We start from the raw sequence: 12188 nt of genomic DNA, 5'->3' as shown, positions 1-12188 counted from the left end.
CCGCGCCACGCGACACGATCGCGAAATTAGCCTGGGAGTCAGCCCGCGCGGTTCGGTGGCACTCTACCGTGCGACACAAGCCTGGGCATGGTTGCAAGGGCGTACTTATGCCTTACCCGATGATGTCAAGGATCTGGCAATTTATGTATTATCGCATCGCATTCTCACGATCGGCAGTCGGCGCGGCTCTCAATCGATCGAACGGTTGTTGCAAGAAATTCCGATTGATTAGGCTTTAGGCTTTAGGTTTTAGGGAAGAAGGGAATAGGGAAAATAAATATCTATCTTCCCCACACACCCCACACCTCCCACACTCCCTACACACCCCACACACCCCACTCTCCAATCGGTTATCCTAATTAGCATCGACGTAAAACTTGTTGCGGAGAGGATAATAAATGGAATTAGAGCGTGCTGAAGCGATCGTCAAAGAATTGCTGGCTCCAGGGTATCTGACTCCGCCTCAAGAAATGGTATTTCGGGCGGCTTGGCAGGGTCGATCGTACCGAGAGCTGGCTAAAACGGCTGGTTACGAGACTAATTACCTCAAGTGCATTGGTGCCCAGGTGTGGCGGATGCTATCGATCGCGACTCAATCCAAGATTTCTAAAAGAAATTTTAGGGAAGTGCTAACATCTTTCGAGCCAGTTGTCAAGCCTGCATTGACGATCGACGGTGCGGTTTCCCCAGGAATCGACTGGGGGGAAGCGATGGACATTTCGGCATTTTATGGACGCGAACTAGAATGCGATCGGCTCCAACGGTGGCTGCTGCAAGATCGCTGTCGATTAGTCGCGATTCTGGGAATGGGTGGGATGGGCAAAACGACGATCGCCTTAGAACTGGTTCAACATTTTCAAGCGGCGATTAATGCCGATCCCGAACGGCCCGATCCAGATCGATTTAGTTGTATCGTGTGGCGGAGTTTACTCAATCCGCTCCCGCTGAAGGAATTATTACCAGAACTAATTCGCAATTTAACCAGTTCTCTGGGGTTGAAGCCCGATCGCAATGGTATTTTTCGGCAGTTATCGGCGGATCTAATGCCGAGGATGGTTACCAGTCAACTGGAATTATTGTTAGAAATTTGTCAGAAACATCGCTGTCTGATGGTCTTAGATAATGCCGAATCAATCTTTCAGGCGGGCGCACAGGCGGGACAATATCGATCGGGCTATGCCGATTATGGCGAGTTATTTAGCATTTTAGGGCGGCTGAATCATCAGAGCTGTCTATTGCTAACCAGTCGGGAAAAACCGACCGAAATCAGTCACCTAGAAGGCATCCATGCCAAAGTCAGGACTTTAATTTTACCAGGATTAGATGCGACTGCCGGACAACAAATTTTTACCGATCGGGGGTGTTTGCCGATCGCACCGTTAGAATGGGCGGAGATCGCTCGTTACTGCGGTGGCAACCCGCTAGCATTTCAACTGATTGCGGCGACGGTGCAGGAAGTCGCCGATGGCGATGTGAGTGAGATTTTCCCATACTTGCGATCGCACAAATTAGGATTTGCAGATATTTATATTTTGCTCCAACAGCAGTGGGAACGCCTGACTACCGAAGAACAACAGGTGATGTACTGGCTGGCAATCGGGCGAGAACCAATGTCGATCGGCGATTTAGCAGCATCGCTACACCCCGCTTGGAATCAACACCGTCAGGGCGACGATCTGCTGAGTGCCTTACAATCTTTGCATCGCCGCAGTATGGTCTTTGCTCGTTCCGAACCGAGTACTACATCGTGGGAACAGCTTCGCCAACGCGGGAAGCGGCATTGGTCTTTGCAACCGATGGTAATGGAATATGTGACGGGCAAATTTGTCGCACAGCTCTGGAGCGAGATCGCCCGATCGCAACCATTTTTACTCGATACTCACGCGATCGTCCAGGCAAATGCCAAAGAGTATCTGAGAGTGGCGCAATTACGCACGATCGTCCAACCCGCGATCGAAGTGCTGCGGACGCAGATCGGCAACTCGCACCAAATCGGCAAGCATTTACGCCAGATGCTGACTGCTTGGCAAGTTTCCCATTCGCTCCAACCGGGATATTTAGCAGGCAATCTCCTCAATTTTTTAACGCATCTCAAGCAAGATTTGACCGATTTAGACTGTTCGGCGATGGTAGTGCGGCAGGCATATTTAGTCGATATCGATTTAAAGAGGGTAAATTTTACCAGCGCACAGATGGTCGATTGCGCTTTCACCCAGACTTTTAGTAGTATTCTGGCGATCGCTTACAGTCCAGATGGTAAGCTGCTGGCGGCTAGCGATACTAATGGCGAAATTCGCTTGTGGTCGGTTCGCGATGGTCAATTTTTATTAACTTGTTCGGGACATAGTAATTGGGTGCGATCGATTCAATTTAGTCCCGATAGTCGTTATCTAGCCAGTTCTAGCGACGATCGTCGGATTAAACTTTGGAATCTGCAAGATGGTAGCTGTGTGAAAACGATCGGCGATGGTATTCATACCCTCGGATTTAGTTTTAGTCCCGACGGTTGCTATTTGGCGAGTGGTAGTGCTAACAATCTTATTTATTATTGGGATCTCCACACGGGTAATTGTATCCGTCAGTTTGAGGGACATCAAGATTGGTCGATGATGGTTAAATTTCACCCGGATGGCGATCGATTTGCCAGTAGCAGTGCCGATGGGACGATCCGGATCTGGGATGTGGCCAGCGGTCGGTGCGATCGGGTATTACATGGGCACGAAAATATTGTTACTACCGTCGATTATCATCCCGATGGCAACACACTCCTCAGCAGCAGTCTCGATGGCTCCCTGCGCCTCTGGGATGTCTCTGAGGGTACGGACGGGTTACCCCTGCAGGAATCTTGTCGGCTGGTGTTGACCGGACATGGCGATGAGATTTGGTCGGCGGTGTTTAGTCCCGATGGGACGTATTTTGCCAGTGCGGGAGTGGGCGGCTTGTTGCGGATGTGGCGGACGAGGGACGGTTATTGTCTGCATCGATTGGAAGGACATCACGATCGGTTGTGGTCGGTAGCATTTCACCCACATGGAGATCTGCTGGCTAGCGGCGGGGAAGATCGGACGATTCGATTTTGGCAAGTTAGCGATGGTAAGTGTTTGCAGGCGTTTAATGGTTATACCAATTGGTTTAAATCGGTCGCCTGGAGTCCTGACGGAGCCAGCTCGATCGCTGCCAGTCGCGATGCGCTGATTCGGGTGTGGGAGGGCGATTGCCCGACTTGTCTGCACCAGTTATCCGGGCATACCAAATCGACGATTTGTGTCGCCTACGACCCCCAAGGAGTGACGTTTGCTAGCGGTGGCGACGATCTCACGATTAGAATTTGGGATGCCAAAACTTGCGCCTGTCTCCAGATCTTGCGGGGACATACAGATAGTATTCTCGCCATCGTCTATAGTTTTGATGGCAAATATTTAGTCAGTAGCGGTAGCGATCTGAGCATCAGAATCTGGGATACCCATCGGTGGCGATGTTTGCACGTTCGCACCGGACATACCGATCGCATTGGCGGTTTGGCTTATCATCCCGATCGCGATCTCATTGCTAGTGCTAGCGAAGACCGTACCATTAAACTCTGGAATTTTCACGACTCTCAACCAGTCCGAACTTTTTGCCAACATACCAATCGGGCGATCGCAGTAGCTTTCGATCCGCGTGGTACCATTCTGGCTAGCGGCGGTCTCGATCGGCAAATTCTGCTATGGAATATCGAGACTGGCGAACTATGTCATACCCTCATCGGACACGAAGGTTGGATTTTATCCCTCGCTTATAGTCGCGATGGTAAATGGCTCTTTAGCGGTGCTTCCGATCGCACAATTAAGGTGTGGTCGATGGAAACCGGACTGTGTACCGATACGTTGCTCGGACATCAAAGTTGGGTGTGGTCGGTCGCTGCCAGCGATTGCGGTCGGTTTTTGGCTAGTGCGAGTGAAGATGAAACCGTGCGAATTTGGGATCTAGCCGATGGCACTCTACGATCTACCCGTCGCGCCTGTCGTCCTTATGAGGGGATGAATATTGCTGGTGTCGAGGGCTTGACAAAAGCGCAAATTAACGATCTAAAAACATTAGGGGCGCAGGGTTAGATTTTAGGGGGGACTGGGGGACAAAGGAGCCAGCGTCAGAACTCTTTGTTCTATCTTCTCACACTCAAAATTTGTGGGTAATGTCTTGTACCAGCTAGTGGTGCGTTACGCTGCGTGATAACACACCCTACGATTGCCGGATTTTACAGATCCTAAGCACCAATTAAGCCATACGCAGACATCCGCATAATTTCGCCAGTATTGAAACCGATATTATTCAACGCCTCACCGTAGGCGATCATAAAATCTTCAATTAGGGCATCTTTTTCCATGCCTAGCACCTTGGCATCTTTAGCGACATTATTCAACATCTTCCACACTAGGGGAAGATTTTGACGGTTGGCAGTTTGCAATTCGGTTTTGGCTGTTTCAAAATTGTCATGCAGCCAAACTTCACCAAAATTTAGATGCATATACTCATCTTTAACAACACCTTCGGTAATCTTGCGCGCGAAAGCATCAGCAACTGGAATGTAGATATTATAAGCCGCGATCGCAAAACACTCGATAATTAGCGATTGAATCAGCAGACAAGTGACTACATTACCCGCCGCCGCCGCAACTTGAAAGTTTTCGTGCAGTCTAGCAAAAAATTCTTTAGCAAAATCCAGGTCTGGAGTCACCGTAAGATTGCGCGCACAGGCTTCAAAACCCTTTTTGTGACGCTGCTCCATTTTGGCTAACTTGACTAGCTCGTCCTGGGACTCCGGCAACAATCCGCCCAGTGTAATATAATTTTCATGGGCTTCCTGTTCGCCTTCGATCACAATTGCATTGATGCGACTGTAAGCATCTTTGTAGGTCTCGCTGGTAAAGTTAAGTTCCAAACTGGCTGCAATCTGCACCATAAGTTAGATTTCTCCTGTGTATCCGAATAATATTTAATTTTACGCCCAACCGATTGGTGGCTGCACCCTTACCGCGAACACATACAGCAATTGTAATGTTTTACAAGGTAATCTAAAGATTTATTACTATCTTCAAACCCTTCTATCTTAACCGATCGCCGACCAAAACCGTGCATAAGTTATCCGATCCTAGCTATTTTCGTTGGTGGCAAATTCTCAACTGGCTGCTGCTGCTGATTGGTGCTGGCTTAATTATGGCTCCATTAGTGGTGGTTTTTATCACTTCAATTACGCCCGTTGGGGCTACAGCCACTGGTTTTGGCATCCCGACGCACATCACTTTTGCCAACTACCAGGCGGCTTGGCAGCAGGGTAACTTTATCTTGGCGTTTGCAAATTCTACTTTGGTGGCATTAGCGGTAACTGCGGCTCAAATTTTTACATCGGCATTGGCAGGTTACGCACTGGCGCGACTTAAATTTCGGGGACGAGAAGCTTTACTGCTGTTAGTACTGGCAACGCTTGTCATTCCTTTTCAACTATTAGTCATCCCCATCTTCTTAATTCTCAAGTGGGGACATTTACTCGATACCTATAGCAGTCTGATTCTGCCGACTGCGGCGAGCGGGTTTGGCATCTTTTTACTGCGGCAATTTTTTCTGGCTATTCCCATCGAACTCGAACAAGCAGCAATGCTCGATGGCGCGACGCGGTTACAAGTACTGTGGCGCATTATCTTGCCATTATCTCGCTCTGCGCTGGTGACACTGTTTCTATTCGCATTTATCGGCGAATGGAACGATTTATTTAAGCCGCTAATTTTTACGACTCGTCCCGAATTGCGGACGGTACAACTAGCTTTAGCCGAATTTCAAGAGCAATTTACCAATAGTTGGCAACTCCTGATGGCAGCAGTCGGAATTGCGACGGTACCGATCGTGGTACTATTTCTAGTCGGACAAAAGCAATTTATTCAGGGAGTTGCTGGCACGGGTGTCAAGGAGTAGTATAGCCGCCATATCGGTTAGGACACAAACCCGACTTTTCCAAAAAGTCGGGTTTGTAGCAAGCACTATCTGTCCTAATCGCCTTGGCGGTTGCTATAAATCTCCATAATTTGGCGAACTTTAGTTTCTGCAATGAAAGAATAACCCCCAAGCTACTCGTTCTGCAAGTGGTAGCTTAGGGGTTATACGTGTAGCTATTAATCGATAATGGAGTGGTTATCGATTAGTGACTAGGATAACAAGGATAGCAAGGAGGAGGAGGACAACCATATCCACCACCCTTACTATTTTTCTTGCTGCCCTTCTTACTGCCTTTATTACTACCGCCGCCGCAACCGTTTCCGCCACCGCCAAAAATCTGGCTGCTATCGGTTGCTTGGAGTTCTGTCAAAAAGCTTTCTTCACTGGCAAACAGTTCGCTACCAGCAGGTTTTAAATTAGAGATTTCAATTAGAGCCATGTTCGAGCCGTTCCTTTATTACAAGTTTTGAATCGCTAACCAAGTCATCCTCGACTAGCGATCTCGGTCACAGACAATAATCTCCGATCGCCCATTGAGATACAACCCTGTGGACTCGATCGAAAAGACATAAAGATATGTATAAAATCTAGGCTCTAGCGATCGGCAACTACTTAAATTTAGGTATATTCTAGTTCGATCGCTACCATTGCCGTACTTCTTGGCGGACAAAACACTCGTATTAGCTAATTTTAGGAGACATAATGATGTTAGTTTTAGCCAAATTTATCATAAAAATCGCATCCAGCGGGATTGAGATGTGGCTGCGCTAAATCGACTCCAGCCTCCGTCAGCACGCGCTCGATGATACCGAGCATGTCAGCCGCTGTTTGTCCGCTTTGACAGGCTGTAAATAAGCCTGTAGCAAGCAGTTCGCACCGTTGCATCCCAACCGAACTCCCTGCGATTGGTACCTCGGCAATACTCAATCCTGGTGCTAGCAGCTTGGTAAATAGTGGCACTTGAGGCGAAAATTCAGTTTGGTAGGCGTGGTAAATTTCGGCCAGTAGCGATCGTAAAATTGAATAATGAGCTACGTCGAGCCACAGCGTACCGCAATCGCAGCGATAAAATAAAGCAGGATCGTGGAGAATGGCAAACTGGAAAGGTATCTTCAATTGATTTAATTCACTAGTAAATTTTCGGACGATCGCCACTGCGGCATCGGGCGTAAAATTAAAGTAAAGTTGAACCGATGCAGCTTGATGTGGTAAACCATAATTACCGATCGATAGATAAGTATCGCGTTCGACAAGATTGTGCGGTAGATAAATTGAGATCGTCTCGCCAATATTTGCTTGCTTACACTCTGGGGGTAAATGTTTGTGACGAGAGACATGTAAGTGCAATCCATCTTTAACAACGATTAATTCGCGCTCGTCAGTTTCGGCAATAACTTGCCAGTCGGGATCTCGATAGCCGTGGCTGGTATTGCTCTGTTGCAGTTGTCGATAAAAGTCAATATCGATGCCATCGATAAGTTGATTCTTAATGGCTGTTGTTTCTAGGTTTGCACTAGCAATTTGCTGAAGATCTAGTAAGCTGCGCTTGAAATACAAGTCGTGCAAATAATTCCTAAGTCGATCGATCGTAAATTTTGATTGTAATTGAGTAGAAAGTTGTTTAAATTTGACAAGCACATCTGGTGAAATCGGGAGGGGAGCATAATCTAGGTGATGAATGATGAAATCTCGATCGATCGAAATTTTAGCGGCTATTTCTTGAAGTTGACTGGTAAATGACATCATATTTAGATCGATCGAAGTTAGTACCGAATAATATATTTATTGATGCTTTTGGATCGCATAGCAATTGCTTGGCAATTTGGAGCATCATAATTCCTCGATTGCCAAAAGTTCGAGTCTCATCTATATTAATTTCAATCCGTTGAATTAAAGCTAACCCGGTAAATTGAATCGCGCGATCGAGATAATCGATCCGAGCGGCGATAATTTCTGGAAAGCTGTCTAGATAAGCCTCGACGAGCGCGCCTATCGATGGTTGAAGTAGTTCTAATGGCGTAGTTGCTAATTGTAATGACTCATTAATACTCAGCGTATTACTAATCGCCATTCCATCCAACCAAATTTCTAAATAACTACCCAATAAACAGCCCAAATCGAAAGCCGGATCGCCCCAAGCAGCGCGTTCCCAATCGATTAATTTAATCATCTGAGATCCTGGTTGTTGCCATTGTAGATCTAAGAGCAGATTATTAAGTTTAAGATCGTTATGAATCAAACAGCTCGGCGCGATCGATTGGCGAAGATCGGCAATCGCTTGTGTTAAACTAGGAAAGCGTTGATAAAGCTTGAAAAACTGATGGCACTCGATTGGTATCATTGCAAAAATATCGGGGGTAATTCGCGAGAGACGACGGATCGGATCGTCAACATAGCTAGGTTCTAAATCGATCTCTCGATTGGGAACCGATCGTGTTAAAAATTCCTGGTACTGTTCTCGATCGAATGTCTGACTGTGGATGCTAGCTAGCAATTTACCGATCGCGATCGCAATTTCGGTTGGAAATTGATTCTCGTCAGCATAGTATCGATATAAATCGCAGTAATCCGCAAAATAATTAACTATTAAAATTGAATTTGTAGGGTCAAAGTAGATTAATTCTGGCAAGAAATGTCTGGTTCGATCGCCAAAATCTGGAAAAGATAACATCAATTTCTGCATTTGCCAAGCCGCCCAAAATTCTCCTTTAGTTTGCCCGCAATAATTTCGATTTTCTTGTTTGACTAATAGGGTTCTACCATCGCTAAATGTTAATAGTAGATTGAAGTTTTTAGCAGGTATGAGTGTAACTTCGATATTTTCTCGATCGGCAATCTGACAATAATTGAGATTGTTGAGGTATTCAAAGACATTATCTGAATCTAAAATAATTTTCACGATCGATCTTAGAGAGGCTACAAAGGTTTTACTAGATCGAGCAGATGTCTGGAAAGTCGATTCCCAGCCTTTATTTGCTCGATGCATGTAGTGAAAATGGGCGCGAGTAAAAGAAACGTAAATTAAATGAGTAATAGCTTAACGCGTAACCGACCGAGTTTGCTTTTTTAAGTCATATTGCCGATCTATATTCAGCACGATTGCTGATGATAATCGATTTAAATATATTTTTGCGATCGACCAAACAAATTTTATCTAAGTAAGCATGGGCAAACTGACGATCGATATATTTACGATTGTTAATCTTAAAATTAAGAAATAGTAAAGCACAAGGAGCGCACCATTAAAAATCGCGTACTATGTATTGAAATTAAGAGTTGAGCCGAAATATGATGACTCAAACCGATAGATTCGATCGGCAGCAATTATCTAGCCGATACCTGACCCACTTTCAACACCAGCTACTAGGAAAGCACCTAAAAATAGAAACAATTCCTGAGTATCGACAGCGGATTGAAATTATGCTCTTAGCCGATGAAGGTAAGACTCAGACCCAAATTTGTCGGCAGTTAAATTGTTCGCCCTTGACTGCCAGATACTGGATTTCGATCGCCAAATCTGGTGCCGCTCACAATTGGCGAATGCAACCGATGGGTCGCCCAAAAACTGTCACTTCAGACTATGTAGATCGACTTAAAGAATTAGTAAATACTAGCCCCAAAGATTTAGGCTACGCATTTTCTCGCTGGACTGGGCAGTGGTTGAGCAAGCAATTATCTCAGGAGTTTAATATTAGCATAAGTGCCAGACATGTCAATCGGTTGCTTGGCGATATTAAAGCAGAAGATAACTTAGATAAGGGTGTGAGTTTTTTCCAAAATCGGATCTCCAGATCGGAACATTTAATTATTGCCGATTTGTACGATGAGAGCCAAACTTTAAGCAGCCGTAGCTAGTCGGCACCGATAACTATCATCTCGATTTCGATTTGTCTTGAATTTATGATTGAAAATCCCTCGCTGGTGACGATCTCAACCGAACGATTAACTCAAGTGCTGGGAACGGAAATTGCACTCGCAGATCTGAGCGAAATTCAAGTGCAGACTGAGTTACTAACAATTATCCCCGGTACGAGTTTTTGGCAATCTAGCGACGGTCGATCGGGCATTTACATTATTTTAGCGGGGAAAGTCAGATTATTCGACCTTCATGGCGAACGCATCGCGACGCTAACTGTCGGTAAAAGTTTTGGTGCGAGTACCCTGTTTCCCGATGCCGATTTTAGTCCTTACCTAGCGAAAGCTGCCCTGGTAGTGGGCGGTGTAGAAATTTTGGTAGGATTTATCCCCAAAGCTGTTATCGAGGCTTGGTGGGGCAAATATCCGGCAATTCGCAGCCATCTGAGCGAACGCGCGCAATATCTCGGTGCAATTCTCAGGGGCGAACTCGAACCTTCCGCGCTGCACGCCCCCAAACTCGGACTCCAGCCAAAACCACCGTTAGCCCCTGCTGTAAGCTTGTCAGCTTCCAACGAGAGCAAGCATCCAACCGCGCCGACAGGCAATCACTTCAAGCAGGCTTATTTTCCTACTCCCAGCCAAAAGGTGGGGCAATGGTGGCAGAAAGTCACCCATTCTTACCCATTTTACGCCCAGCATAGTGCTTCCGATTGTAGTGCGGCGTGCGTGGTGATGGTAGGTAGATATTGGGGGCGAGATTTTAATATCAATCGGCTGCGGGAATTGGCATATGTCAATCGCGACGGGGCATCGCTCAAAGGCTTGGCAAATGCTGTCGAGAATTTGGGCTTTAATAGTCGCCCCGTTAAAGCAAGTCTCGATCGATTGGCAACTCAAAAACTACCAGCAATTCTTCACTGGGAAGCCAATCATTATGTGGTGGTATTTGAGATCGCACCTCAATATATCATCATCGGCGATCCGGCGATCGGACAGCGTAAATTAACATATCAGGAATTTAACGAAGGGTGGACGGGTTTTTGCTTATTAATGGAACCTACCCTCGCACTTCAAAAAACCGAGGGCAAGTCTACCGACTTATGGCAGTTATTCCAGTTAGTCATACCGCATCGCACGACGGTAATCGAAATCTTTATTGCTTCGATCGTTTTACAGATTTTTGGACTGATATCGCCAATTTTTACCCAATTAATTCTCGATCGGGCGATCGTCCATAAGTCTGAAAGTAGTTTAGCTGCTTTTGGGGTCGGGTTGCTAATTTTCGGCGGATTTCAAATTGCGATGTCTGGGCTGCGACAATATTTAATGGCACAGACAGCCAATCGGATCGATGCAGCTTTAATAATTGGGTTCATTCGGCATGTATTTAGTTTGCCATTGAGCTATTTTGATTCTCGTCATGTCGGTGATATTATTTCGCGAATTCAAGAAAACCATAAAATTCAAAGCTTTATTACCGGACAGTCTTTAGGCGTTTTACTCGATCTGATGTCAGTGTTTGTTTATGCAACACTGATGTTTATCTACAGTTGGAAATTAGCCCTCGTCACGCTGATTTCGATTCCGCCATTTCTAATTCTCACCTTTGCTTCGACACCCTTTCTCAAGAAAATGTCGCGCGAAATCTTTAATGCGACTAATGCCGAAAATAGTTATTTAATTGAAGCCCTTAATGGTGTCCGTACGGTCAAATCGATGTCAGTGGAAAAATCAGTCCGATGGAGCTGGGAAGAACGACTCAATCGCGAAATCAAGCAAACTTATCGCGGACAAATTATGGGAATTCAAATCCAGATGATTAGTTCGACGATTAATACCATTAGTAGTACCGCGCTAATTTGGATCGGTGCATCGCTAGTTATTTCTGGTGAATTCACCATCGGCCAGCTATTTGCGTTCAATATGCTGTCAGCAAATGTGATTAGTCCCTTTCAAAGGTTAGCAGTACTGTGGAATAAAATTCAAGAAGTGGGAATTGCGATCGAACGATTGTGCGATGTCATCGAAGCCAAGCCAGAAGAAGATCGCGACTCCCATCGGCAAGATATCGGTAAACTGAAAGGCTATGTCAAATTCAAGAATGTGACCTTTAGATATAATAAAGATGCCGATACTAATATCTTAGAAAATATCAACTTTGAAATTAAACCCGGACAAACCATCGCGTTAGTTGGACGTAGCGGATCGGGGAAAACTACCCTCTCAAAATTAATTCTAGGATTATATCAGCCCATAAATGGATCGATCGAAATCGATGGTAAAGACCTTACCAGCATCTCATTACATTCCTTGCGATCGCAAGTCGGCGTAGTCGATCAAGATACATTTTTATTTAGCGG

General features: G+C 45.7%; 8 protein-coding genes and 1 pseudogene. 5 read left to right on the top strand and 4 right to left on the bottom strand.

All coding sequences use genetic code 11. The features are described 5' to 3' along the window. Both Q0R35_RS17330 and Q0R35_RS17325 read left to right on the top strand, forming a co-directional pair. A pseudogene (locus Q0R35_RS17330) lies at positions 1–232 on the top strand (magnesium chelatase); the annotation flags it as partial. Between the two features lie 166 nt (positions 233–398). After that, positions 399–4094: an NB-ARC domain-containing protein gene (locus Q0R35_RS17325; protein WP_295621332.1), complete on the top strand. Its 3696-nt coding sequence runs from the start codon at positions 399–401 to the stop codon at positions 4092–4094. Positions 4095–4246: 152 nt separating this feature from the next. Here Q0R35_RS17325 and Q0R35_RS17320 read toward each other — a convergent pair whose 3' ends face one another. Continuing rightward, positions 4247–4942, bottom strand: a complete 696-nt coding sequence (locus Q0R35_RS17320; RefSeq protein ID WP_295621329.1) for an aldehyde oxygenase (deformylating) — start codon at positions 4940–4942, stop codon at positions 4247–4249. 254 nt (positions 4943–5196) lie between these two features. Between Q0R35_RS17320 and Q0R35_RS17315 the strand changes: the two genes are divergently transcribed. Next, positions 5197–5949 (top strand): carbohydrate ABC transporter permease, encoded by a 753-nt coding sequence (locus Q0R35_RS17315; RefSeq protein WP_366944935.1) that lies wholly within the window; start codon positions 5197–5199, stop codon positions 5947–5949. 223 nt (positions 5950–6172) lie between these two features. Here Q0R35_RS17315 and Q0R35_RS17310 read toward each other — a convergent pair whose 3' ends face one another. The 3 genes from Q0R35_RS17310 to Q0R35_RS17300 form a co-directional block, all read right to left on the bottom strand. Beyond that, the gene (locus Q0R35_RS17310; RefSeq protein WP_295621323.1) at positions 6173–6409 is read right to left on the bottom strand and encodes a hypothetical protein; all 237 of its coding nucleotides are present in this window, start codon (positions 6407–6409) and stop codon (positions 6173–6175) included. A gap of 275 nt (positions 6410–6684) precedes the next feature. Beyond that, positions 6685–7716 (bottom strand): T3SS effector HopA1 family protein, encoded by a 1032-nt coding sequence (locus Q0R35_RS17305; protein ID WP_295621320.1) that lies wholly within the window; start codon positions 7714–7716, stop codon positions 6685–6687. Beyond that, positions 7676–8956 carry a phosphotransferase gene (locus Q0R35_RS17300; RefSeq protein ID WP_295621317.1) on the bottom strand — a complete coding sequence of 427 codons (1281 nt, stop codon included), beginning with the start codon at positions 8954–8956 and terminating at the stop codon, positions 7676–7678. Before Q0R35_RS17300 ends, Q0R35_RS17305 begins: the two co-directional genes overlap by 41 nt. 305 nt (positions 8957–9261) lie before the next feature. On the opposite strand from Q0R35_RS17300, the gene Q0R35_RS17295 reads away from it, so the two are divergent. After that, a complete protein-coding gene (locus tag Q0R35_RS17295; protein WP_295621314.1) occupies positions 9262–9825 on the top strand; it encodes a helix-turn-helix domain-containing protein in 564 nt (187 codons plus the stop codon). Positions 9826–9870: 45 nt separating this feature from the next. Then, positions 9871–12188 (top strand): ABC transporter transmembrane domain-containing protein (locus tag Q0R35_RS17290; protein WP_295621311.1); only part of this gene is annotated, 2318 nt, incomplete at its 3' end.

This window comes from Chamaesiphon sp. GL140_3_metabinner_50, from assembly GCF_025361915.1.
Lineage (GTDB): Bacteria > Cyanobacteriota > Cyanobacteriia > Cyanobacteriales > Chamaesiphonaceae > Chamaesiphon.
This window is presented reverse-complemented; position numbering and strand designations above follow the sequence as displayed.